Annotated in this window: 20 protein-coding genes; 5 read left to right on the forward strand and 15 right to left on the reverse strand. The window is 61.0% G+C overall.

Translation table 11 applies throughout. The features are described from left to right. Positions 1–13: 13 nt before the first annotated feature. Positions 14–1264, reverse strand: coding sequence for a glycoside hydrolase family 5 protein (locus VGL22_RS06240; RefSeq protein ID WP_465266037.1), 1251 nt, complete (start codon positions 1262–1264; stop codon positions 14–16). Positions 1265–1380: 116 nt separating this feature from the next. Continuing rightward, positions 1381–2346: a lysozyme family protein gene (locus tag VGL22_RS06245; RefSeq protein WP_465266038.1), complete on the reverse strand. Its 966-nt coding sequence runs from the start codon at positions 2344–2346 to the stop codon at positions 1381–1383. A gap of 437 nt (positions 2347–2783) precedes the next feature. Here VGL22_RS06245 and dnaE point away from each other — a divergent pair, with 437 nt between their 5' ends. Then, positions 2784–6320, forward strand: a complete 3537-nt coding sequence (dnaE, locus tag VGL22_RS06250; protein ID WP_465266039.1) for a DNA polymerase III subunit alpha — start codon at positions 2784–2786, stop codon at positions 6318–6320. A 50-nt stretch (positions 6321–6370) separates the two neighbouring features. Here dnaE and VGL22_RS06255 read toward each other — a convergent pair whose 3' ends face one another. From VGL22_RS06255 to VGL22_RS06290, 8 genes are all read right to left on the reverse strand, one after another. Next, entirely contained in the window at positions 6371–8590 is a 2220-nt protein-coding gene (locus VGL22_RS06255; protein ID WP_465266040.1) for a bifunctional rhamnulose-1-phosphate aldolase/short-chain dehydrogenase, read from the reverse strand. A 41-nt stretch (positions 8591–8631) separates the two neighbouring features. After that, the gene (locus VGL22_RS06260; RefSeq protein ID WP_465266041.1) at positions 8632–9828 is read right to left on the reverse strand and encodes a sugar isomerase; all 1197 of its coding nucleotides are present in this window, start codon (positions 9826–9828) and stop codon (positions 8632–8634) included. A 42-nt stretch (positions 9829–9870) separates the two neighbouring features. Further along, positions 9871–10527, reverse strand: a complete 657-nt coding sequence (locus VGL22_RS06265; protein ID WP_465266042.1) for a LutC/YkgG family protein — start codon at positions 10525–10527, stop codon at positions 9871–9873. After that, positions 10524–11975, reverse strand: coding sequence for a LutB/LldF family L-lactate oxidation iron-sulfur protein (locus VGL22_RS06270; RefSeq protein ID WP_465266043.1), 1452 nt, complete (start codon positions 11973–11975; stop codon positions 10524–10526). Before VGL22_RS06270 ends, VGL22_RS06265 begins: the two co-directional genes overlap by 4 nt. Then, positions 11972–12721: a (Fe-S)-binding protein gene (locus VGL22_RS06275; protein WP_465266044.1), complete on the reverse strand. Its 750-nt coding sequence runs from the start codon at positions 12719–12721 to the stop codon at positions 11972–11974. The genes VGL22_RS06270 and VGL22_RS06275 overlap by 4 nt, the downstream gene beginning before the upstream one ends. A 138-nt stretch (positions 12722–12859) precedes the next feature. Beyond that, positions 12860–13918 (reverse strand): Gfo/Idh/MocA family oxidoreductase, encoded by a 1059-nt coding sequence (locus VGL22_RS06280; protein ID WP_465266045.1) that lies wholly within the window; start codon positions 13916–13918, stop codon positions 12860–12862. 15 nt (positions 13919–13933) lie between these two features. Further along, positions 13934–15682, reverse strand: a complete 1749-nt coding sequence (locus VGL22_RS06285; protein WP_465266046.1) for an ABC transporter permease — start codon at positions 15680–15682, stop codon at positions 13934–13936. Then, complete coding sequence (locus tag VGL22_RS06290) at positions 15679–17058, reverse strand: ABC transporter ATP-binding protein (RefSeq protein ID WP_465266047.1); 1380 nt, start codon at positions 17056–17058, stop codon at positions 15679–15681. Before VGL22_RS06290 ends, VGL22_RS06285 begins: the two co-directional genes overlap by 4 nt. A gap of 255 nt (positions 17059–17313) precedes the next feature. Here VGL22_RS06290 and VGL22_RS06295 point away from each other — a divergent pair, with 255 nt between their 5' ends. Both VGL22_RS06295 and VGL22_RS06300 read left to right on the forward strand, forming a co-directional pair. Beyond that, complete coding sequence (locus VGL22_RS06295; protein WP_465266048.1) at positions 17314–17691, forward strand: response regulator; 378 nt, start codon at positions 17314–17316, stop codon at positions 17689–17691. Between the two features lie 189 nt (positions 17692–17880). Continuing rightward, positions 17881–18270, forward strand: coding sequence for a response regulator (locus VGL22_RS06300; protein WP_465266049.1), 390 nt, complete (start codon positions 17881–17883; stop codon positions 18268–18270). A gap of 85 nt (positions 18271–18355) precedes the next feature. On the opposite strand, the gene recR is transcribed toward VGL22_RS06300, so the two are convergent. The 3 genes from recR to dnaX all read right to left on the reverse strand — a co-directional run bounded on the left by recR (position 18356) and on the right by dnaX (position 21712). Continuing rightward, positions 18356–18952, reverse strand: a complete 597-nt coding sequence (gene recR / locus VGL22_RS06305) for a recombination mediator RecR (RefSeq protein ID WP_465266050.1) — start codon at positions 18950–18952, stop codon at positions 18356–18358. 113 nt (positions 18953–19065) lie between these two features. Beyond that, positions 19066–19392 (reverse strand): YbaB/EbfC family nucleoid-associated protein, encoded by a 327-nt coding sequence (locus VGL22_RS06310; protein ID WP_465266051.1) that lies wholly within the window; start codon positions 19390–19392, stop codon positions 19066–19068. Positions 19393–19483: 91 nt separating this feature from the next. After that, a complete protein-coding gene (dnaX, locus tag VGL22_RS06315) occupies positions 19484–21712 on the reverse strand; it encodes a DNA polymerase III subunit gamma/tau (protein ID WP_465266052.1) in 2229 nt (742 codons plus the stop codon). Positions 21713–21881: 169 nt separating this feature from the next. Between dnaX and VGL22_RS06320 the strand changes: the two genes are divergently transcribed. Further along, positions 21882–22190, forward strand: a complete 309-nt coding sequence (locus VGL22_RS06320; RefSeq protein WP_465266053.1) for a hypothetical protein — start codon at positions 21882–21884, stop codon at positions 22188–22190. Positions 22191–22201: 11 nt separating this feature from the next. Here the strand turns inward: VGL22_RS06320 and VGL22_RS06325 are convergent, their stop codons facing one another. After that, positions 22202–22570 (reverse strand): hypothetical protein, encoded by a 369-nt coding sequence (locus tag VGL22_RS06325; protein WP_465266054.1) that lies wholly within the window; start codon positions 22568–22570, stop codon positions 22202–22204. Then, positions 22567–23055: an SET domain-containing protein gene (locus tag VGL22_RS06330; RefSeq protein WP_465266055.1), complete on the reverse strand. Its 489-nt coding sequence runs from the start codon at positions 23053–23055 to the stop codon at positions 22567–22569. The genes VGL22_RS06325 and VGL22_RS06330 overlap by 4 nt, the downstream gene beginning before the upstream one ends. Before the next feature lie 96 nt (positions 23056–23151). On the opposite strand from VGL22_RS06330, the gene VGL22_RS06335 reads away from it, so the two are divergent. Further along, positions 23152–23889 carry a tetratricopeptide repeat protein gene (locus VGL22_RS06335; RefSeq protein ID WP_465266056.1) on the forward strand — a complete coding sequence of 246 codons (738 nt, stop codon included), beginning with the start codon at positions 23152–23154 and terminating at the stop codon, positions 23887–23889. The last annotated feature ends 83 nt before the right edge of the window (positions 23890–23972 follow it).

A 23972-nucleotide genomic window follows, 5' to 3' on the forward strand; every position in this document is an offset into this window, starting at 1 on the left:
GGGGGGTGTGCAGCTACTTCGCCACGGGATGCAGGCCGAGAGCGCGAACATATCCGTCGTTCACGCGCTCGTTCGATGACTGCACCTTCATGAGCAGGTCGTCAAAGATGCCCTGCGCATCCTCGGGTGAAGGCCGTGCGGCGATACGTTTTTCCGCATTGCCGGTGCCGGGAGCCATGGCGGCCAGCTTCACCACCGCCTCCCAGTTCTGGGGGCGATCAAAGGTCACCGGGCTCGAAGCGGCGTCCATCTTCTTGTAAGGCCAGTAGCACCAGCCCACGTGGTTGTCTTCCAGTGTTTTGGTGAAGGCCGCGATCCACTCATCCTTGTTCTCGCCGGATTCGCCCAGCCAGATGGGCACGTGATACTTATCGCGGAAATCGAGATACTCGCGAATCACGCTCACGTCAGGAGCGGTCCAGTATTTGTGGAAGGTGTAGATCACGTTCTTGTCGAAGGGCGCTCCGAAGACCTTGAAGTTCGAGTCCCATTGCGCGCCGCCGAGAATCACGACGTGATTCTGGTCGGCTTCGCGGACAGCGGCCACCAGCCTCTTGTACAGAGGCTCAAGATCCTTGTTGTAGCGCTGCAGTTGAGGGAAGTGCGGAATAGGCTCGTTCAGCAGGTCATAGCCCAGTACCGTTGGTTCGTTGGCATAATGCTTCGCTATCCGCCGCCAGACTGCAATGGTTTTTGCCTGTGCGCCCGCATCTGTATAGAGCCAAGGGTAGCCTCGGCTGTCATCGATGTTGGTGCCGGTTTGGCCGCCTGGGGCACAGTGCAGGTCGAGGATGAGATACACGCCGTCCTTCTTTGCCCACTGCACAAGGCGATCGACGATTGCGAACCCTTCCGCGTCATCCGCGTCAAAGAATCTCCAGTGAAACGGCACGCGCACGGAGTTGAGGTCCATGGCATGAATGCGATCGATGTCAGCTTCCGTGATGTAGGTGTCGCGCCACTGCTTCCAGAAAGCCGCGGCTTTCTGTGGCCCGATGAGCTCCGTGGTAAGGTCTTCAATTTCGCGCGGCGACTGCGGACCACCGTCGAAGTGGAACATGTACCCCTCGGGCTCCAGCCAGTTGCCCAGGTTGATGCCGCGCAGCAGGAGCGGCTTTCCATTTCCATCGACTACATCGGCCCCTGAAGTATGCACAAATCCGTTTTGCGCGAAGACAGAGGAGCAGAGTTGAAGCAGAAAAATAGAGATAAGGAAGAGGCGCGAATTGCGTGTCAGCATGGCGAGCCGAGTATACAGCCGCAAGCTCTCCTGCTGTTGCTATGGCTCGCAAAAGAGCAAGTCGAGAAGTACAAAGCTGCTTAGAAACAGCGAGCGGGCGGAGCGATCCGCGCCCTCGCTGCATCCTCGTCCGCCGAGTTCTAGTTTTTTCTGGTTCGCGCAGAGCGCTTTTTTGCCGCTGCCCCGTGCTGCCTGGTTGTGTACGATGCTTTGCGCAGCGTCGCTCCATGGGCGTGTCGTGTACGTGTCGGCCGCAACACCCGACTCACCGAGTGCTCCGCCCCAGACGGGTTCATCCCATAATTGGGATCGAGCATGGCAATCACGGCTTTGGCGCGATCTCTGTAGAGCCGTGCCCATTGGCTCTGCACCAGGCTGAGCTGCACGCTCTTCCAGTAGTGCGCGTCGGCCCTCGCCAACGCTGACTCGTCGGGCCCATTTCCGTTGCTGCGATTGATCAGCCCGAGAAATGTTGAGAACTGCTCCAGGTTCACGCCCATTTGATACACAAGCTGGGTCATCGCCATCTGCTGGCTGGCGGTGAGCCGGTCGAAGTTCCGGCAGTACGCCTTGGCGTTGTAGATGGCCTGAACGATTCCAACGCGGAGCAGGGCGTTGGCGTCCTCCTCCGTGATTTGCGGTTCGAGCGACCAGATCTGGCGGCGAAAGCCCTTCTTATCCCAGGCATCAAGGCGGTCATGGAACTCGCCCAGAATCGCATCCAGGCGCGCTGGTTGCAGTCCAGCAGCCCGCCACAGCTCGGCGGAAGACGGCTCGAGGAATGGGTGGGAATTGAGCGGGTCGCGCTGCAGATGAATGCGTTCCGGCAGATCCAGGCTGAATCCGGCGCCGATCAGCGGCTGACCCGTTTTGGGGTCGGGATACGCGGCCAGCACCCAGCCCTCGTGGCGCTTGTCCCGGAGAATGTTCATCAGGCGCTCCACGTCAAACCTGGCGTCGGCAGCCGTCAAGCTCGTCAGCGTTTGCACCGCATCAGGCAGTTCCCCGGCCTGTTCGCTGGCGCGGATGATCGACCCCGGTATGGTCGACGGAACGGGAATGGCGGCGTCCGGCGAGGCGGTTTGCGCGGGCGCAGGGGCCGGCATCTGAGCATCAGCCGGGACTGGACCGGGAGCCGGAGCGGCAAGAACACTCTGACCCGCTGCGGACAAGGCGCCGATCAACACCACTGTAGAGAAAGCCAAGAAGCTCTTCATTTCCCAAAACCCCGCTCTGCCAATATCCCCGATACACTCACCATGCCCTAAAATCGGCAGCTCGGCAATGACCGAAAAGCATAAGGAATGTAAAAGGTCATCAGGAATTCCTAACTGCTGCGCCCGGGAACCGCTTTCCGCATTGGAACGGAAGACCGACTGATAATCCCGGCACGGCCAGACGATCCCTGCCGACTCCGTTCCGGATCACTCCAGGAACCCTGATCCAGACCAAATGTAGCGTTTTCAGCACATTCCGTACCGCCTTTTCCTCAGCGGCCGGGCTGCTCTGCTGCATCTGTTCAGAGACTAGAATTGAATCAGACATGCCTGAATTTACGCACCTCCATCTGCACACCGAATACTCTCTTCTCGACGGCGCCTGCGACGTGAAAAAGCTGGTCGACCGCGTCGCCAAGCTCGGCCAGAAGTCCGTGGCCATGACCGACCACGGCAATATCTACGGCGCCGTGCACTTTTTCAACGCCGCCAAGGAGAAGGGAATCAAGCCCATCCTCGGCTGCGAACTCTACGTGTGCAAGAACGAGGACCATCGCGCGCCGGCCCAAGGCGACGACTATAACCACCTGCTGGTGCTGGCGGAGAACGAAGAGGGGTACCGCAACCTCATTCGCATTACCTCTGAGGCTTCCCTGCACGGCTTCTATCGCAAGCCGCGGATCAGCAAACAGTACCTGGCCACGCACTCCGAGGGGCTGATCGCTACCTCCGGCTGCCTGAGCGGCGAGCTTTGCGAGTACCTGCACAACGAGCACGGGAAGTGGGATGCCGAGACCGCCTACTCGAAGGCCAAGGCGGCTGCGCTGCAATACCAGAACATCTTCGGCAAGGGCAACTTCTATCTCGAAATCCAGGACCAGGGCCTCGCAGCCGAGCGCAAGATCCAGAACGATCTCTTCCGGCTGGAGAAGGAACTCGGCATCCCCATGCTGGTCACCAACGACTCGCACTACCTGTGCGGCGAGGACTCGCACGCCCACGACGTGATGCTCTGTGTGCAGACCGGCGCCAAGATCCACGATACCGACCGATTCAAGTTCGACTCCGACCAGTTCTTCGTCAAGAGCGGCGATGAGATGGCGCGCCTGTTCCCCGACAATCCCAGCCTGCTCTCGCGCACCATGGAGATCGCAGAGCGCTGCAACTTCAAGCTGCACCCGGTCGACAATCCATTTCCGCAGATGGATGTGCCGGATGGTCACACCATCGACAGCTACTTCGAATTTGTTTGCCGCGAGGGGTTCAAGAAGCGTCGCGACACGGCCATTCACCACCTCGAGTCCACCGGCCAGCTGCGCAAGTCTCTTGCTGAGTATGAAGCCCGGCTGAACTATGAAATCGGCATTATTCACCAGATGAAGTACTCAGGCTACTTCCTCATTGTCTGGGATTTCATCAAGTACGCGCGCGACAACGGGATCCCTGTAGGACCGGGCCGCGGATCCGGCGCCGGATCCCTGGTGGCCTATTGCATGGAGATCACCAACATCGATCCCATGCAGAACGTGTTGCTGTTCGAGCGGTTCCTCAATCCCGAGCGCGTGTCCATGCCCGATATCGACGTGGACTTCTGCATGAACCGGCGCGGCGAAGTGATTGATTACGTCACGCGCAAGTACGGCCGCGAGCAGGTGGCGCAGATCATCACCTTCAACACCATGGCCGCAAAAGGCGCCATCAAGGATTGCGGGCGCGCTCTCGACATGCCCTACGGCGATGTCGATCGCATTGCCAAGCTGATTCCCGCCACGGTGGGCATGACGATCGACAAGGCGCTTGAAGATGTGCCCGATCTTGCCAAAATTTACGAAACCGAGCCGGCGGTCCGCGAACTGATCGATACTGCCAAGAAGCTCGAAGGGCTGGTGCGCGGCTCCGGCGTGCATGCTTCCGCCGTGGTGATCGCGCCGCGCCCGCTCACGGAACTCGTTCCCGTCGCCAAGACCAAAAACGACGAAATCGTGACCGCCTACGACATGGTTGCGATCGATAAGATGGGCCTGCTCAAGATGGACTTCCTCGGTCTCACCACGCTTACGGTGATTGAGGAGTGCCTTGCGCTCATCAAGAAGAACCGTGGCGTTGAAGTCGACATTGAGAAAATTCCGCTCGATGACGAAGAGACGTTCAAGAAAGTCTTTCAGGCGGCGCTCACCTCCGGCGTCTTCCAGTTCGAATCGAACGGCATGCGCGACATGCTGCGGCGCTACAAGCCCGAAAAGCTCGAAGAACTCACCGCGCTCACAGCGCTGTTTCGCCCCGGCCCCATTCAGGGCGGCATGACGGACGACTTCATCGAGCGCAAGTGGGGCCGTCGCAAAGTGGAGTACATGCTGCCTGGGCTTGAGATCATCCTCAAGGAGACGCTGGGCGTCATCGTCTACCAGGAGCAGGTGATGCAGATCGCCAACGTGCTCGCCAGTTATTCGCTCGGCGAGGCCGACCTGCTGCGCCGCGCCATGGGTAAGAAAAAGCCTGAGGAGATGGCCAAGCAGCGCGATCGTTTCATTTCAGGCGCGGTGGCGAATGGCCATCCGAAAGACATCTCCGCGGAGCTGTTTGACCAAATGGAGAAATTCGCGGGCTACGGTTTCAACAAATCGCACTCCGCTGCCTACGGTCTTGTCTCCTATCAGACCGCCTATCTCAAGACTCATTATCCAACCGAGTTCATGGCCGGGCTGCTCACTTCTGAAGTCTCCAAGCCCGAGAACGTCGTCAAGTACATCGCCGAGTGCAAGGAAATGGGCATCGCGGTGGAACCGCCGGACGTGCAGATCTCCGGCGCGCAGTTCACGCCGCATAATGAGGCTATCCGCTTCGGGCTTGCCGGCATCAAGAACGTCGGCGGCAACGCGATCGAATCCATCATGAAAGCGCGCGAGGAAGTGGGCGGCCGTTTCACCAGCTTTTGGGAGTTCTGCGAAAAAGTGGATCTGCGCGTGATGAACAAGCGCGTGATTGAATCTCTCATCAAGGCAGGCGCGCTGGACTCACTTGGCAAGCGCGCAGCGTTGTTCGGGGCGGTGGATAAGGCGATGGAGCGCGCGCAGAAAGCGCAGCGCGACCGCGAGCAGGGCCAGCACGGGCTGTTTGGATTGTTCGACGAGACGGCCGCGCATGGGCAGAAGAACGGCGACGATCTGCCCAAAGTCGCCGATTGGGAAGAGGGCGAGCGTCTCACGAATGAAAAGGAAGTGCTCGGTTTCTTCGTCTCCGGCCATCCGCTCGACAAATACGCGGAGAAGCTGCGCAATTTGCCCGGCGTCATCTCCGTGGCTGAAGCGCTTGAGCGCAAGCCGCCGGAGCGCGTTTGGGGCAAGCAGGCCGATCCTTCCGATGAACTCCAGGTGGCGGGCACGCTGCTTGGCATGTCGCCGCGCAAAAGCAAGCGCGACGGTAAGATCTACGCCATGGGCCAGCTTGAAGACGCGACCGGCAAGATCGAGGTGATCTGTTTCTCCCGCGACTATGAGCGCCTGGGCGAACAACTCAAGACCGAAGCGCCGGTGCTGATTCGCGGGACGCTCATGGGCGAAGAAGATTCGGCGCCCAAGATTTCCATCAGCGGCGTGCAGCCTCTGGATGCAGTGAAGGTGAAGCTGCCGGGCGGCGTGCGCATCCGCATCAATCTGGATCGCGCCACAGAGGAACTGTTCGCGAGCTTGAAGTCTGCGGCTGAGGCCGCACCCGGTCCCGGCAAGGTCATGCTGCAACTCGAGAAGAAGGGCGAGTACGCTGTGATTCTCGAGCCGGATCAGATGGCTGTGGCGGCTGACAAGGGCTGGATCGAGCGCGTCGAGGAACTCATCGGCCGCGGCACTGTTCAGGCAGTGGCATAAAGGGAAAGGCCGACGCGATCAGGCCGGCCTTTCTTCTGCTGGATTGGACGCTACCGCAGGAACGCCTCCGGTAAACCGCCATCCACTGGAATCAGGTGCCCTGTGGTGCAGCGCGTCCTGGGGCTCGCGAGGAAGACGATCGCCTCCGCGCAGTCGCCTGGCTCGATGGGCTGATGCGTCAGCGTTCGCTGCGCATAGAAGTTCGCCAGTAGCCCGCGCAGGTCCTCATCGCTCATTGACTCATCGAACGCAATGCCATATTTCGTCAGCGATACCCGCACACGATCTCTCGGAAACATCGTCGATCCCTTCACCACGGTCGCCGGGTTTACGCCGTTCACGCGAACCTTGGGCGCCATACCGACGGCGAGTTCGCGTACCAGGTGCGACACCGCGGCTTTGCTCACGTCATACGCCTCGCTGCCGCGCTTCGGCACCACGGCGTTCGCTGAACTTGTCAGCACCACGGCGCCGTCGAGATCCTGCTCTTTGAACGCCTTTCCGGCCTCATTGGCAAGCAGGTAGTTTGCGGTGACGTTGATTTCGAGCGTCGTTCCCCACATCGCCTGGTTGACGACTCCATCGGGCGACGACGGAAACAGAGCGGCCGTGTTGATCAGAATGTCGATGCCTCCGAACGCCGCTACCGTCGCATCCAGGGCCGCGGCAATGGCCTCCCGATTACGAATGTCCACTGCCGTCGCGCGCACAAATTCTTTCGACGCGATGGCCGCCAGTTCGTCGGCAACGCGCTGCGCACCTGCTTCGTCACGATCGGCAATCACCACATGGGCGCCGCGCTGCGCCAGTTTGATGGCCACTTCGCGTCCAATCCCGCTGCCTCCGCCCACGACGAGCGCGATGCGGCGGCTCAGTTCCTTCTCAGCGGGGCGGCGGCGAATCTTCGCCTCTTCCAAAGCCCAGTACTCGATCTTGAACGCTTCCAGCGGCGGCAGAGCCACGTAGTTTGCAAACATCTTGAAGCTGTTCGGATCCGTGCTCTCACCGCATTGCGGCAGCACGTCCGTCACTTCGCCCTCGGCCAGCAGGCTTGCGCCCTCCATTACATGGATCGCGTTGGTGTAAAACTCGCCTACGATGCGCGCCTCGGTCTTGTTCGTGCCGAAGCTGAACATCCCCAGTCCCTGGATCAGCACCACCGTCGGGCTTGTGTCGCGCAGCGCAGGTGAATCTGCCGTAGCGAACTGGTGATAGTAGTCGCGATAAAGCTGGCGATACTCGGCCAATCCTTCCTCGATGTTCTTCTTCAGTGCAGTCAAATCCCCATCGACACCCCACGGCACAAACAAGGGCCGGATTTTGGTGCGGATGAAGTGGTCGGGGCAGCTTGTACCCAAAAAGGCCAGGTCCTTCGCAAAGTGCGAATTCACAAATTGGAGCACGTCGGGCGCGTCGCTGAAGTTGGCAATCCACCGGTTCTGCGTGCTCACGCGCCCGCGCAGATACGGGGCGATTGCAACCGCCAGCTTCTGCCGGTCCGTGCGCGAAGGCACCAGCTCGCCCCCGAACCGCTCTGGCCCTTTCTGCTCGCCATGGCGCGCGATGAACTGGCCGATCTGATCGATGACTGTGATGGTATTCAGATAGCACTCGCGCTGCGTCTGTCCCCACGTGAAGAGCCCATGGCCGCCCAGCACAATGCCGTCGCATCCGGGATTCTGATCGAGCGCCCGCCGCATCATGAGACCCAGCTCAAACCCCGGCCGCTGCCACGGCACCCACACCAGCCGGTGCCCGAACTCGCGATTGAACTCGTCCATTTTCCTTTTGCCGTTGCCCGAGGCGGCCAGCGCAATGCCCCAGTCCGGATGAAGATGGTCTACATGCGGGAAGGGAAGGAATCCATGCAGCGGCGTATCGATGGACGCAGCCGTGGGATTGTTGCGGAACGTGCACAGCGGGTACATCTCCACCATCGCATCTTCGGCGTCCACACCCTTATAGCTGCGCTCCAGCGTGAGCAGGCTGTCAAGATAAAGCGTGGCAAAGCCGGCGCGTTTGATGCTGCCCAGGTCGCCACCAGAGCCCTTGACCCACAGCACTTCGACGGGTCCGCCGGTCAACGGATCTGTCTCCATCACCTTCGAACTCGTGTTGCCGCCTGCAAAGTTGGTGATGCGCAGGTCTGACCCGAGCAGGTTGGAGCGATAGCGAAGCAGCTCCGGTTCATCCAGGCCGACGGCCACGCGGTCATCCCAGCGATCTTCCAGGAACTTCAGGGTAGGGGAAACAATACTCGGCGTGCTCATAAATCTCCTCGTGTCAAATACCAGTTCAATCCAATTTCAGCCTATGCGTAACTTGCAACGCCCACGGCGCGGCTGCCGCGCTCGCGCGTGATGCGCTCCACGTATCCGCTCGCGCGCAAAGCGGCCAGCGGATCGGCAGGGATTCCGCGCTTCTCCCGCCACGCCGCCACCATTGGGCGTACGTCCAGCCAAAACGCGCCGCGGAACGTCTCCTCAGCTTTCACCAGTTCGCAGGCAGTCTGCAACTCCGCCAGCTCGCCGCGATCCACCAGCGCGGCCTTTACCCAGATTTCCTGCGCGGTCACAACTGTCTGCACCATCGCTTCCATCTTGCCCTTGAGATTGTGGCTCTGGTCAATCATGAAGGCGATGTCCAGTTCCACTTCATCACTCGCGGCCGCGTGAATCTCATGAAAGATGCGGAACACCTGGTAGGGATCGATGGAGCCGAGCGTCAGATCGTCGTCGGCATAGCGGCGGTCGTTGAAGTGGAATCCACCCAGCATACCGGTATGCAGCAGCCATGCCACAATCTGCTCGATGTTCTGCGTAGCGTAGTGATGGCCAGTATCTACCAGCACGCGCGCCTGCGGGCCGGCCTCACGCGCCAGGTGCATGGCCATCCCCCAGTCGGCAATGTCGGTGTGATAGAACGCAGGCTCAAACGGCTTGTATTCCACCAGAAGACGCTGTTCTGGCGCCAAGTGCGCATGCGACGTCCGTAGCGCATCCTCGAGCCATTCAATGCGCTTGCGAATACTCTGCGTCCCCGGATAATTCGATCCATCCGCGAGCCACAACGAAACATCGCGCGAGCCAAGCTGCTGGCCCATCTCAATCGACTTGACCATGTGCGCCAGAGCCTGCGCGCGCACCTCAGCCGAGGGACTGCACAGCGAACCGTACCTGTACTCCTGATGCTGAAACAGATTTGGATTGATCGATCCCGCTCGTACTCCGTAGCGGCGCTCGAGCGCGCGTACGTTCGCTACGTCGTGCGGGCTGCCGCCGGGCAGATCCCACAGTACGTGCAGGGCGAGCGTAGGCGTGGCGCCCGTCAGCCGGTTTACCTCGCCGGCATCGGCAAACTTTTCTTCAATGGTAGAAGCCGCCGCCGCCTGAACAAATTTACCGAACCGGGTCCCGGTGTTCGCAAATCCCCACGAAGGAATCTCAATGCGGAAGTTGTCCAGCGCCTCTACTACGCGGTCGAATGCAACCGATTCTGACAAACTCATGCTGCCTCCCTTGGCCGGCTCTACAGGAACAAATAAGCCCGATCAACCCAGCTGATCGCGAACGACAATGACGTTGAGGAATCGCGGTCCGTGCACGCCCTTGATGCGCGTCATCTCAATATCGGCCGTCGCACTGGGCCCTGAGATGAACGTCGCCAAGGCCGGAGCCGGCCCGCCGCAAACCTTGAAATACTCGGGGAGCGTCTCTACGACCTGGGATTGTCTCAGCACGCATAGATGCCAGTCCGGCAGCAGCGTCAAAACGCGCCGGCCCTCTGCCGGCGTGTGGTGCAGGACGATCGTCCCCGACTCTGCAACTCCGCATGTAGCAGCCGTGACCACTCCATGGGCCTTCTCAATCTCCTCGTGTGCCAGGCCGTGATCCACGCGCCAATCAAACTTTGCATCCATCCACTCGCGCGGCAATCCACGGGGTGCCGCCAACATCCGGCAACCGCTCTTCTCAATCTGCGCTGCAATGGCAGCCTGCAATTCGCACGGTCCACACTCCACAACTTCAGCGTCATATTCGCGCAGCCGCTCAATCATCAGCTCCACGCATTGGCGCGGGGTCAGGTTCCCGCTCATGCGATATCCGCGTGCGATTCGCTCGTACTCTTCATGCGCATGCGTTGAGGCGTCGGGGGTCGCAGAGCGAATCCTGTCCAGCACTGCCGCGCGTGATCCAGCCGCGCTCATGGCTTCGCCTTCCCGTTGTCGCGTGCCGTCCACCAGTCGCGAAAGCTCTGTTCGGGAATGCCGCGCAAATCGCGCGTCATCGTCCAGCGTGCACCATACCCTGGCAAGCCCCGAATCCAGCCGTCTCTTCCCGTGAACGCCTTCAGCCCGATGCGTGCCATGCGTTGCGCCGCGCGGAACCGCCCCGCGCTGGCGAACACCTTGCTCGCCATGCGCATACCCACATACAGGGGATCGAAGAACCGCCGCTCCTCCTGGCGCTCCTGGTCGGTCACTCTGGCTCTGAGATCGATCAGGCTCTCCGGAATATTGATCTTCACCGGGCAAACTTCATAGCAAGCCCCACAGAGAGAACTGGCGAAAGGCAGGCTCTGCGCAAACTCCATCTTCAGCAATTGCGGAGTGAGAATCGCCCCGATCGGCCCGGGATACACGCTGCCATACGCATGGCCGCCAGTCTGCCGGTACACCGGGCACGCATTCATGCAGGCCGCGCAGCGTATGCATTTCAGCGTCTGGCGTTCGCGCTCGTTCCTCAGGATCTCCGAGCGGCCATTGTCGAGCAGCACCACATGAAAGTTCTGGGGACCATCCTCTTTCGTCACGCCCGTCCACAAGCTCGTGTAGGGATTCATGCGTTCGCCAGTGGCGGACCGCGCCAGCACCTGCAGCATGATTTCGAGGTCCTGATAACGCGGGATCACCTTCTCAATGCCGGCCAGGGTGATCATGGTGCGCGGCAGCGTTAAGCACATGCGGCCGTTGCCTTCGGACTCGACCACAGCGACGCCGCCCGTTTCAGCGATCAGAAAGTTGGCGCCGCTGATCGCGCTAGGGACGGCAAGAAACTTGCTACGCAGATAAGTGCGTGCCGCCGCGGTCAACTCCTGCGGATTGTCGCTCAACTCTGGTAAATCCATGCGCCGCGCAAAGATCTCGCGCACCTGGCTGCGGTTCACATGCAGAGCCGGAACCACAATATGCGAAGGCTCATCGTTCCCAAGCTGCAGAATGATCTCGGCCAAATCCGTCTCGTGCGCTTGAATTCCGTTTGTGGCCAGAAACGGATTGAGCTGAATTTCGGCCGAGGTCATCGTCTTGATCTTGATGACTTCTTTCGCGCGTTCCTCGCGCAGGATACCGAGAATGATCTGCCGCGCCTCTGCGGCATCCGCGGCCCAGTGGACCACGCCGCCGGCGGCCGTGCAGCGCTCTTCAAACTGCTCGAGATACGTTCCGAGATTCTCGAGCACATGCATGCGCAACTCGGATGCCGAATCGCGCAGCGCGCGCCAGTCGCTCTTTTCCGCAACCAGGCGGGCGCGCTTGGCTGTGATCACGTCGGTGGCGTGCGCCACGTTCTTGCGTAGTTGGGTATTGCGCAGCACCGGCAAGGCGGCCTGTGGGAAGGGCGGCGCGAGCTTCGGATCCATTACCGGATGAATCACGCCACCTCCGCCGGATGCTCGCGGGTGCTGGCCAGGATCTGTGCCATATGAATGGTCCGCATGGCCGCGAATTCGCGATGCATTGCACCGCCCAGATGCATCAGGCAGCTGTTATCCAGGGCCGTGCAAAACTCCGCGCGCGTGGCCATCACATCCTGCAGTTTGGCCGTCATCATCGCGCTTGACACTTCCGCGTTCTTCACGCTGAACGTGCCGCCAAATCCACAACAGCGATCCAGATGGTCGAGGGGCGCGAGTTCCAGCCCCTTCACCTTATTGAGCAGACGAAATGGCCTATCCCCGAGTTCCAGCGCGCGCAATCCATGACAAGTGGCGTGATACGTCACGCGATGCGGAAAGTAGGCGCCCACGTCTTCAGCATCCAGCACGTCCAAAAGGAATTCGCTCAGCTCGTACACCCGCGGCAGCAGCGCGCGAAATTGACTGCGCAGTTCTTCGTTTCCGAGTTCCTCGAACAAAAGCGGGTACTGGTCCCGAATCATCGCTACGCACGACGACGACGGTATTACCACCGCCTCGGCATCCGCATATAGCTTTACAAACTTCTTTGCCAGGCTGAAGGCCTCGCCCTGAAACCCAGTGTTTGCGTGCATCTGGCCGCAACACGTCTGCGCCGGCCTGAACTCCACGTCCACGCCCAGCCGCTCCAGTACTGCCACCACCGCACGCCCGGTCTCCGGAAAAAGCGTGTCGTTGTAGCACGTGATAAACAGGGATGCGCGCATGACTTCACAGCCATTGTCGCAAAGAACGTGACTTTACGGAAGTTCTGTTTTGAAATAATTTCTGCTTAGGTATGTAAATACCTGACCCGCTGTGGTGCGCACGACCGGAACCCTGTCGCCGAAAGCTACGCCGATGCTTCAAACCGGCTCGCAATTCCAGTCGCAGGGAATCTCCCGCCGCTCCTCCGCGCTCTGCCTGGCCCAATCCACGATCATGGCCGCGCGCCACGCTTCCACGGCCGGCACCGGCGGTTCCGCCTGTCCCAACATCGCATCGCGCACGCCTTCATAGAACTTCCGGTAATCTCCGGGAACCGTTTCCACCGGCCGGGTTTCCATGCTGCCATCTGCGCTGATGGTAAGCGTGCCCCACTGTTCCCGCGATTCCTCGCCCCAGTGCGGTGTTTCAATGCGGGTGATCTTGTTCAGCTCCGCTTCCTGCGGATCGAGGCCGGACTTGCGAAAATTCCCCTGCGTTCCCCTAAGCAAGAAGCGCGGTCCTGCGGGCGACGAAAGCAAATTCGACCCCAGCGTCACGCGCAGTCCCTCATAGCGCAAGCGTAAGGTGAACGAATCGTCGGCGCCCTCGCCCTCCCGCTCGCGATCGACCTCTGCGCTCACGCCCAGCGGCTCTCCAAACAGAACCAGAGCTAAATAGATGAGGTGCGTCCCCAGATCAAGCAAGAGGCCGCCGCCCTGCTCGGGCTCGTTCTTCCAAGCCCGCCGCGTGGCTCCGGGGCTCCAGCGGTCCATGCGCGACTCCACATACACGAGGCGCCCCAGAGAACCTTCCCGCAGCACCTTCTGCACGGTAAGCACATCTCCATCCCAGCGCCGATTGTGGAAGGGAACCAGCATCACGCCGCGCTGCCGCGCCAGGGAAATCAACTCCGCGACTTCGCCGGCGCAAACGGCCACCGGTTTGTCGACCACCAGGTGCTTGCCGGCTTCGATCACTTGCCGTGCTACATCAAAGTGCGACCCGCTGGGCGTGGCCACCACGATCAGATTGAGCGAGCGGTCTCCGAGCATCTCGTCCAGTGAGCGATACGTGACGATGTCCGGGTAGCGCTCCGCGGCCTGATCGGATTGCCGTTCCACAACGGCAGCCAGTTGCAAGCCTTCCACGGACGCAATCAGCGGGGCATGAAACACCCGCGCGCCCATTCCGAAACCGACAATACCGACCCTGATCATGCCTTTCGTCTCCGTTTATCCTTCCAGCTTGAACCGCGTCTCCGCTAGCCGATAGAGCCTCCGCCATAGCAGCCGGTTCACCGTAATCACCATCAGCGAGATGAGGATCGTAGCCACCAGAATGATGGCAAAGCGGCCGTGATCCGTTGCGGAACTGATCTCCGCTCCCAGCCCGATAGTTTCCAGCGTCTGGTCCTTGACCTTCGCGTACTCGGCCATTACCGACGCGTTCCACGCGCCTCCTGATGCCGTCACCATCCCCGTAATCAGATAGGGAAAAATCCCGGGCAGAATCAGCCGCGTCCACCGCTGCCAGCGCGTAAAGCGGAACAGCGTTGCCACTTCGCGCAGGTCTGAAGGAATCGACATGGCGCCCGCGATCACGTTGAACAGGATGTACCACTGCGTGCCCAGAAGCATCAGCGCGATGGAACCGATGCCCACGCCTCCGCCAATCTTCAGCAGCCCTAGCAGCAGCACCGGGTAAAACGCCGAGGCGGGCACTGAAGCCAATACCTGCGCCAGCGGCTGCACCACCCGCGCCAGCCGCGGGTTGAATCCGATTGCCACTCCCACCGGCACGGTCCACAGCGCGGAAATCAGCAGTGCCGCGTTGACCCGCAGGAAGGTGGCCGCAGCCCCCGCCAGCAGATGCAGCATTTCATGGCCGGTGATGGCGCGCAGCATCACGACCGCCTGCATGAGCGCCCACACCCCCGCGATGACCACTGCGGCCGCCACCATCCAGAACGCCATTGCGCCCTTGCGCTGTTCGGCCTCTTCATCAATGGGGTGAAACGTCTCGCGTTCGCGCGAGCGCGCCAGCCTGCGGTAGATGGGCTGCTGAATGCCAGCCCACAGCCGCCCGGGAAGCCCGTTGAGCAGCGTCGACCTGCGCATCATCTCCAGCACCGGCGAAGTCACGCGATCGGCCGACTCCACCTGCTCGAACTTGAATTTGTCGCTCCAGGCAATCAGCGGGCGCCACACCAGTTGGTCGGTCGCCACCACAATCAGGATCACCATGGCGATGCCGCTCAGCAGCGCCGCCACATCGCCCCCGTTGGCCGCAGACTGAATGTAACTCCCCAGCCCCGGTAGCTGGAAGTTGCGGTCGCCCATGGTGAACATCTCGCACAGCATCAGCGCGAACCACCCGCCCGCGACGGACACAATCGAATTCCACACCAGCCCGATGGCCGCATAGGGCATTTCAAGCTGCCAGAAGCGCTGCCACGCCGAGTAGCGATAGATGAGCGAAGCCTCCATCATCTCCCGCGGAATCGACTTAAGGGACGAGTAGAAGCTGAACGCCAGGTTCCATACCTGCCCGGTGAAGATCAACAGGATGACACCCATCTCAATGCCAAGCTGATGCCCGGGAACCAGCGACACCATGGCCAGCACCACCGGCGGCAGAAAGCTCAGCACCGGGATGGACTGCAGTACATCGAGCACCGCGATCATCCACGGTTCAAGCCGCGGATTGCGCGCCGCAGCGTAGCCGTACGCGATGGCAAACGTGAGGCTCAGCAGGTAGGCGATGCCGATGCGGAACAGCGAATAAAACGCATACAGCGGCAATACCCGCGCCGAGTGCGAAATGGGAACCACCGGCTCCGGTGTCCCCATCCAGTAGCGCGCAATGTGCAGAACCGCGAAAAAAAGTGCCAGCCCGCAGAACGCCACGCCCACGTCCAGCACAAAGGGCCACGTGCGCACCATCACCAGGGTGCGCGCGAAGGGATGCTGGGGCGCGCTCAATGCGCAGCCTCGTCAGCGGTAGCCTCTTCTTCCTGCGCATCGGGGAGCACAAATCTTCGCCGCGATGCGTCGAAGTCGAACAACTCCGCGTAGCGTCCCCAGGTGATGGCCGTTTCCATCTGCCGGAGGCACTCATCCTCGCTGAACTGCTCATCCAGCATGTCGAGAAAGAAGTCCTCGGGAACGGTGTGATCGCTCTTCGACTCCAGTGCCCGCCGGATCTGCCGCAGCAGCAGAACGTTGCCAAGCGCCGCATCGCGGAACACTTCCTTCTGCCGCAAAATCTCGGAGTTCGCAAACTCGGCGCCGTTCTCCGTAATGTTTGCGTCGCCTTCTTCCACCTTGAGGAAACCCAGCAACTGCGCGGCTTCGACGATAGGGAAGAGATCGTCGATTTCGAAGGCAAGATCGTCGGCCAAACGATAGATGTCGTCGCGCCCGCCCTTGTCCAGCAGTAACTCCAGCAATCCGGCCATGCCGCCGGGCCGCGCATGCGGTAGCATCTGGTACTTCATCTGCCGCTGGTCGCGCACCTTCTTGCCCGTCTGGTCGGGCACCTCTTCCGCCGGAACATCCGGCCGCGTCAGCACCTTGTAGATGTAGTCCACAAGTTGCGTGAACGCTTCAGACTTGCGGTCGCGCAACTGCGGAAGCTGTACCCTGAAATCCGTGCGGATATGACCGGGATTCCGCCCCAGCACGATAATGCGATCGGCCAGCAGTACCGCCTCTTCAATGTTGTGCGTCACAATGAAAACCGCTTTGGTGGGCATGGTCTTCTTTGACCAGAGCTCCAGCAGCTCGCTGCGCAGATTCTCCGCCGTCAGCACATCCAGCGCGCTGAACGGCTCATCCATAAATAGCACTTCAGGTTCCACAACCAGGGCCCGGGCAAAGCCTACCCGCTGCCGCATGCCGCCGGAGAGCTCCTTGGGATACGCACCTTCAAATCCCGCCAGCCCCACCGTGTCGATCATGCGCAGACTGCGCTCTTCTCGCTCTCCGGGATCCACCCCCCTCGCCACCAGCGGAGCCTCTACATTCTCCAGCACCGTCATCCAGGGGAAAAGCGCAAAGCTTTGGAACACGATGGAGACATTGATCTGGGTCTGCGATATGGGCCTCTCATGCCAGTAGACCTGCCCCGCGGAAGGCCGCGACAGGCCCGACAGCATCCGCAACATGGTCGACTTGCCTGACCCCGACGGCCCCAGAAGCGCCAGAATTTCGCCCGGTAGAATATTGAGATCTGTTGCGGAGATTACCTGGATTCTGTTTTCACTGGGCTGCGCATAGTACTTCTCTATCTTTTCGGCCCGGATGATCGCCTCACCGGCGACGGCGCGGGCATCGGTCTGAAGAGAGGCTTCCTGCATGCGTCTTTCTCCATGGGAAAGTGGCGTAGATGCTGCAGATTAGTTGCAATTCAAAGATTGCAATTATGTAGTCAGGTAAAATGTGATCATCCGTGCAGACCGATCACGCGGACCCGGCGGGTGTGCTCAAGTTGAGCGTATCATTGAAGAAGTGCTACACAGGTCTGGCGGTTCTGCCGTAGACTGACCCAGGTCGCACTTTCCCCCAAGTACACTAAAATGGGGACATCGCATCAGATGTCTGTTCAGGAGCCTATGCCCGACACCATTACCAAGCCGAAAGTCCTTGTTGCCGACGACGAGAGGGTGATTGCCGATACCCTGGCCATGATCCTGAACCAGAGCGGGTTCCAGGCGCGCGCCGTCTACTCCGGCGAAAAGGCGCTGGAATTGGCGCCCGAATTCAAGCCCGACATGCTTATCTCCGACGTCATCATGGCCGATCTCAACGGCATTGACGCTGCTATCCGCATCCGCGCCTTGCTTCCCTCCATCAAGATTCTCCTCTTTTCCGGCCAGGCCGCGACTGCCGATCTGCTGGAGAAGGCGCACGCCCAGGGGTATGATTTCGAGATTCTGGCCAAGCCAGTTCACCCCCAGGATCTTCTCAGCAAATTGCGCAGCGTGAATTAGCTCCGTTCCGAATGCCCGGCGCGTCGCGCCCTGTGACCCTTCGGGCGTGGCAACGGTTCGAAAGGAATCCCTTTTCCTAGCCCGGCACCCTGGTTTAATCAGGCACGAGAAAATCGTTTCAGTATTCGTTGGGGGCCAGACCACCTGACAACGTTATCGCGCATCTAAATGTGGTAACGAGTACCCTATATGAATTCCAAACCCAGAGTCCTCATTGCTGACGACGAGAAGCTGATCGCCGACACCCTTGCTCTCATCCTGAATCAAGGCGGATTTGACGCGCGCGCCGTCTACACCTGCAGCAAGGCCCTCGAAGTGGCTCCCACCTTCCGTCCGGACATGTTGATTTCAGATGTCCTGATGGCGGATCTCAACGGCGTGGAGGCCGCCATCCAGATGCGCGGCATCCTGCCGGACATACGCGTATTCCTGCTATCCGGTCAGACCGCGACCGCCGACATGATCGCCAGATCCAAGGCTGGCGACCTCGGCTTTGAGGTGCTGGTCAAGCCCGTGCATCCGCAGGAACTCATCCGCCGACTGCAGAATGCGGCGCCGCCGGTGCGCAGCGTCGCTTAAGGGACCAGAGACTCGATCCTCTGGATTAGCGAAAGATTCGCTGATTCATCGAACGTACACACGTTTTTTCTTCACACCATACTCTCTACAGCTCTCGTCGGCCTTCGAGGGCCCGTGCCATCGTCACCTCATCGGCATATTCAATATCGCTTCCTGCCGGTACGCCGGTGGCAATGCGGGTCACGCGCACTTTGCTTTCGCGTAGCGCGGAGGCCAGCCAGTTCGCCGTAGCTTCGCCCTCCAGGGTCGGGCTGGTGGCCAGAATCACCTCGTCAATAACGCCACTCAGTGCCCGCGTCACCAGGCCGGATGTGCGCAATTGCTCCGGCCCCACGCCATGCAGCGGAGACAGCGTTCCGTGCAGCACGTGGTAAACGCCCTGGTAGCGCGTCCGTTCCACGGCGCCAATGCTGGTCGCCTCCTCCACTACGCATACCTGGCGCTGGTTGCGGACAGGGCTCGCACAGAAGACGCAGGGATCCACATCGGTAACGTTGTTGCAGATGGAGCACAGCCGCAGGCTCGCCTTCAATCCGCGCACCGCATCAGCCAGCGCGACCGCGTCTTCGTCACTGCCGCGCAGAATGTGGAACGCGAACCGCTGCGCGCTCTTGGTTCCTACGCCGGGCAGCTTCTTCAACTCCTCGATGAGCCGCGCCATCGGTTCCGCAAAACGTGACACCCCTCGGCTTCCTCCTATGAAATTTGTGTGCAGCTTACCGCGACTGCTCCACATCGCGAAGCCAGGACCCTGCGCAGGTCGCGTCTACATAGCGGCGCATCTCAATCCGCCTGCTACGTTAATCCCGGAATGTTCAGGCCGCCCAGCATGCCTTTCAAACTCGACTGCATCACGTCTTCTGCCTTCTGGCCGGCCGCATTCACGGCGGCGACGATCAGGTCTTCGAGCATCTCCACATCCGCATTAGGCCCGCTGAGCGAAGCCACCGCCGCAGGATCGATCTTGAGCTTCAGCAGCTGCTTCTTGCCGTTCATCGTTGCGGTCACCGCGCCGCCTCCGCTCGATGCCTCCACCACCGTCTGCTCCAGCTTGTGCTGCATCTCCTCTTTCATCTGGTTGGCCTGCTGCATCATTTCCTGCATCTTCAGCGGATTAAACATGGCTTGCTCCTGAAATGTCTGAGTGTGCTCCGGTGCCTCGGCCTGGGGTGGGATTTCTCCCGCCCAGACAAGTTTGGACGGGGCTCCCCGGTTACTTCGCACGCAGGTCCACAACGCTGCGCACCTCGGCATTGAAGATCTCCTTGGCACGCTGCACCAGTGGATGGTTCAGGGCCTCTTCCTGCACGCTGCCCGCCAGCGGAGCAGCTATGGCCATGCCGGATCCCGGCCCGGCGCCCGCCGCCGCGCCCTCGCCTGGAACCACCATGAACCGCGCCGGTCCACCCAGCTTCTGCAATTCCTGGCGAATGATCTTTTCAGCCGCCGCATTCACCGTGAGGCTGAGCATCTTCTTGCCCATCCCCGCGACTTCAATACGGAGATTGGAGCCATCCGCCATCCAGGCCCCTGAAGCCAGCAGCGTCGATGCGCTCTGATGGCCGCCCTGCGCCAGCGCCTGCACCACAGCGTTCCGCAGCGTATCCCCATCCGGCGCATCGCCGCTAGCCGCAGCCGCGATGGGCACTATAGCCAGCGAACCTTCCGTTAGTGTCTCCGCAAAGCCCGTCACCGGCGGCGCGGAGGCAGCCGGGAAGGGTGAGGCAGTCGAAACCGGCGCGATCGCGAGCGGCGATGCAAATCCGCCGCCAAACAACGAAGGGGCCGCTGCCGGCGCTCCCGGCTGAATCAAAGGCTCGGGTTCAGGCGACTCACTCGAAGCAGAAGCCGCTTCCGCAGCCAGCGCTCCGTGCCCCGTCCTTCCGACTCCGTCCTGTCGCAAGGGCGAAAGAACACCAATCTCCGCAGTTTCCGCCTTTACCTCCGGCGCAAGTGTCGCCCCCGGTTCCTCCACCGCAATCGCCGGCTTCGCTATCAACGCCGGCTCGGCACCCTGCTTAATTGCCGAACCCGATCCGCTTGCGCCGCCTGATCCGGACGGAGATCCAAATCCTGACCCGAAGGGGGACGCTCCAAACGGCGAGAGCGGGGAAGCCGGCTTGTTTGCGGGCGCAGCCGGTGCCGGAGCAGCCGCAGAAGCGGACGGCCTCGGTGCCAGTGCCGCCGCCGGCGCCGCCGAAGCCCGCGGAGCCGGGCTGCCCGCTGGCGCATTGCGCACCGGCGCGCCACTCGCCACGCCGCTCAGCAACTCCTCCAGCGGCAGCAGCCTCTGCGCATGCACCAGCTTCAGCAATCCAAGCTCCAGGTGAAAGCGCTGTTCCTGCCGGTAGTTCAACTCATCAAAGGTCCGCAGCACGATCTGCAGATTGCGCGTCAGGTCTTCTTCTGTGAATAGCATGGCGGTTCGATTGGCGCGCGCCCGCTCGTCCGCCGAAATCTGCAGCAACTCCGTCTGTTCGCCGCCCAGCTTCGACATCAGCGCATTGCGCAGGTAGCGTGCCATCTGCCTCGCCAGCGACGAGGGGCTGTGCCCGGCGTTTAGCAACACGTTGAGCTGCTCCATCAGTTCGGCGCTCTGCCCCGCCGCCACGGCTTCCAGCAGCCGCTCGAACACAGCATTCGGCACGGTTCCCATGAGGTCGCGGATCTGCCCCGTCGAAAGCACGGCCTTCCCGGCCTCATTGCAGGGAGCCGAGGCAATGGCCTGATCCATGATCGAGAGCGCGTCGCGCATCGATCCGTCGCCCGCTTCGGCGAGCAGCGCCAAGGCAGCGTCCTCGGCCTCCACCTGCTCCTTGCCGGCAATCATGCGCAGCTGCTCCAGGATGTCCTCGAACTTCACGGCATGAAAGCTGAAATGCTGGCAGCGCGACCGAATCGTCTGCGGAATGTTCTCCGGCTCCGTGGTTGCCATCATGAAGATGGTCCACTCCGGCGGCTCCTCCAGCGTCTTCAGGATGGCGTTGAACGCCGCATCGGTGATCTGGTGCGCCTCGTCGAGGAGAAAGACCTTGTACTTGTCGCGGGCCGGTTGCACAGCGGCCTGCTGCCGGATCGACCGCACATCGTCGATACCGCGATTCGAGGCCGCGTCAATCTCGATAAAGTCGAAGGAGTGCGTCGCCAGCTCGCCTGATTCCGCTGATCCGCCGGAACCGATCTCGCGGCAGCTCATGCATTGCAGGCAGGGCTCATGCGTCGGCCTCTCCGGCGTCCCCACTTCCGTGCGGCAGTTCAGCGCCATCGCCAGAATTCGGGCGATGGTGGTTTTGCCGATCCCGCGATGGCCGGAGAAGATGTAGCCGTGCGCTATCCGGTTCTGCGAGAGCGCGTTGAGCAGCGTGCGCGTGACATGATCCTGGCCGGCCACGTCGGAAAACCGTTGCGGACGATACTTCCTGGCCAGTACCTGATAACCCATCCCTGCTCACTCTCCGCGGCTGCTCAAAAATGACGTAGTGCCTGAGTGGGATTGTATCGTTCCGGGCGTCGCTTGCGGCGAGCGCGCAGCAGGCAATCAGCGGGGCGGAATCGTAGCAGCGCGTGTCCTGACGTGCAGTGGAATTCGCCTCGCGCCCATCTAAGCCTCTATGTCCGACCACATGAAAACCTATCCGGCTCCCTGGGAGGGAGCGCTCCTGCTTGCCTGCCGTAAATGCCAGAAAAAGCTGAAGGGCGACAAACGCTTTCGCGCCCTCGCCAAATTGCGCAAGACCGTAAAGCGCCTCAACCAACAGCACCCCGGCTCTCCGCTCCACGTGATCAACGTTGGCTGTATGGATTTGTGCCCCAGGCATGCAGTGACGATCTGCGATGCGGCCCAGAATCCTGAGGCGCTCATGATCCTGCGCAGCGAAGACGATCTGCAAGCGCTTGTCTCACTTCGCGAGGGCAGCTAGTCTTTGTTTGCCTACTTCGAGTCCAGGTGCAGGCTGATGTCGTTCAGCCACTCGGCAATCAGGTCTTCGTCCCCGGGGTCCAGCACGTATGCATCATTCAGCAGCAGCAGCGTCGCCCACTCCACCAGGTCGCATTCTTCAATCTTGCCTTCGCGCTTGCGGGTGAGGGCGTTTTCCAGATGCCGGCGCGTGATGGCGATTCCCGGCTCGGGCATCCGAAACCAGGTGCGGGCCGCGCGGTGCCCGCGCTGCAGTTCGAACTCAAACACTCCCGTCATCGCGGTGCGGAGTTCTTCCACGTTGGCTTCCATCCAGGCAAACCGCCTCAGAACGTCCTGCTGGTGCGCGGTCAGATACGGGAGTTGAGTTTCGTCGATCATGCGCTTTGTCTCTTCACATTGCTTTGAACCCGTTTTCCGCTTTCGGGTTGCGAAGCCCGTGCTAACCCCTTGCGTTTCTTCATCTCTTCCCGCGAATACATCGTCCCGCGGCACTTAGTAGCGCCGCAATTGCACAGCTGTTCTTCATCGCCGCCATCGTAGAGGCAGTAGTCGTACGTGATCTCCTCCCCTGGCGCGATGTTGCGGATAGCCGTAATCCACACCCGGCCGTCCTGCTCATCCGTCTCGCAATTCGAGTCGCAGCTGTGGTTGATGAACATCGCCATGCAGTGGCCGTCGATCACTTTGGACCCGTCTCCGAGTCCAAACAGATAGGTCACGGGAGAGTTCTCATAGAGCTCGTCGGCTTCATCCTTCGTGATGCGCGGACCGGTATATTCGGCCACACGGCGACCCTTTGCAATGCGCGTTGTGGTGTAGCAGCCGGCGGCGTGGATGGCGGATGAGCGAATGATCAGGCCCATGAAATATGCGATGCTTTCCTTGTGGTTTAGGTGCGGGTGGCGCCGCACCGCAGGATGCGCCGCTCCCTATGTTGTGCATCGTACCATTGGAGAGACATGAGAGCCTTGCCTGCAGCAAACAAGCCCGCCAGATTGGCTGCCGTTCTGGCATGTGCGGTGGTCCTGTTTGCGGCGGGCTTCGCCGCTGCGCAGGCTCCCGCGCCCCCGCCGCCTCCAAGCCCGACCCAGCAGAAGCCGGCGCCCGCGACTCCGTCCCAGTCCAATCCGTTCCCTGACGACACGGGCAATGTGCCAGTCCTGCCCAACGCCACCCAGCCGCCCCCGGGCGAAGCGCCCCCGGAGGCCGTGCCTGCTCCCGCGTTGCCCCGCGCCGACCTCGATCCGGTGCGCAGCCCCGATGAGCCGCTGCCGGACTTATCCTCCTCGTCCAGTTCGGGAGAGAGCTCGAGTTCGGCTGACCTGGGACGCATCCTTGAGCCCCCGCCCGACGACGAGCGCCGCAAGACGCCCAAGGGCAAGAACCAACCTCCCGCGGAACACGCGGAAACCGCCAAAGAAGACGAGAACGTCGGTCAGTATTATCTTGAGCAGAAGAACTGGCGTGCCGCCCAGTCACGATTCCAGTCTGCGCTGGTGCTCGATCCGGAAAATCCCAACGTCTACTGGGGCCTGGCCGAAGCGCAGCGCCATCTAGGCGATCTGGCGAACGCGAAATCCAACTACAAGAAGCTGATCGAGTACGATCCCGACTCCAAGCACGCCAAAGAAGCCAAAAAGCTTCTGAAGGAGCCAGAAATGGCCGGCGCCGCAAATTCTCCCCCGCCGCGGCCGTGAACGCCGGCTGCAGAGACTAACAAATACATTCGATCGCTATCGTTCCGCGACTCACGCCATCAGGCAGTCCTTACGCAGGATTC

Origin of the sequence: Occallatibacter sp. (genome assembly GCF_036502485.1) — a bacterium.
Taxonomy (GTDB): Bacteria; Acidobacteriota; Terriglobia; order Terriglobales; family Acidobacteriaceae; genus Telmatobacter.

Coding starts and splice junctions, on each gene's coding strand:
- VGL22_RS06330 (WP_465266055.1), bottom strand. CDS start 23,055: ATGGGCCTGATCATTCGCTCATCCGCCATCCACGCCGCCGGCTGCTAC.
- VGL22_RS06295 (WP_465266048.1), top strand. CDS start 17,314: ATGCCCGACACCATTACCAAGCCGAAAGTCCTTGTTGCCGACGACGAG.
- VGL22_RS06245 (WP_465266038.1), bottom strand. CDS start 2,346: ATGCCGGCCCCTGCGCCCGCGCAAACCGCCTCGCCGGACGCCGCCATT.
- VGL22_RS06280 (WP_465266045.1), bottom strand. CDS start 13,918: ATGATCAGGGTCGGTATTGTCGGTTTCGGAATGGGCGCGCGGGTGTTT.
- VGL22_RS06335 (WP_465266056.1), top strand. CDS start 23,152: ATGAGAGCCTTGCCTGCAGCAAACAAGCCCGCCAGATTGGCTGCCGTT.
- VGL22_RS06265 (WP_465266042.1), bottom strand. CDS start 10,527: ATGAGCGCGGCTGGATCACGCGCGGCAGTGCTGGACAGGATTCGCTCT.
- VGL22_RS06320 (WP_465266053.1), top strand. CDS start 21,882: ATGTCCGACCACATGAAAACCTATCCGGCTCCCTGGGAGGGAGCGCTC.
- dnaX (WP_465266052.1), bottom strand. CDS start 21,712: ATGGGTTATCAGGTACTGGCCAGGAAGTATCGTCCGCAACGGTTTTCC.
- VGL22_RS06290 (WP_465266047.1), bottom strand. CDS start 17,058: ATGCAGGAAGCCTCTCTTCAGACCGATGCCCGCGCCGTCGCCGGTGAG.
- VGL22_RS06255 (WP_465266040.1), bottom strand. CDS start 8,590: ATGAGCACGCCGAGTATTGTTTCCCCTACCCTGAAGTTCCTGGAAGAT.
- VGL22_RS06300 (WP_465266049.1), top strand. CDS start 17,881: ATGAATTCCAAACCCAGAGTCCTCATTGCTGACGACGAGAAGCTGATC.
- VGL22_RS06275 (WP_465266044.1), bottom strand. CDS start 12,721: ATGCGCGCATCCCTGTTTATCACGTGCTACAACGACACGCTTTTTCCG.
- VGL22_RS06310 (WP_465266051.1), bottom strand. CDS start 19,392: ATGTTTAATCCGCTGAAGATGCAGGAAATGATGCAGCAGGCCAACCAG.
- VGL22_RS06325 (WP_465266054.1), bottom strand. CDS start 22,570: ATGATCGACGAAACTCAACTCCCGTATCTGACCGCGCACCAGCAGGAC.
- VGL22_RS06260 (WP_465266041.1), bottom strand. CDS start 9,828: ATGAGTTTGTCAGAATCGGTTGCATTCGACCGCGTAGTAGAGGCGCTG.
- dnaE (WP_465266039.1), top strand. CDS start 2,784: ATGCCTGAATTTACGCACCTCCATCTGCACACCGAATACTCTCTTCTC.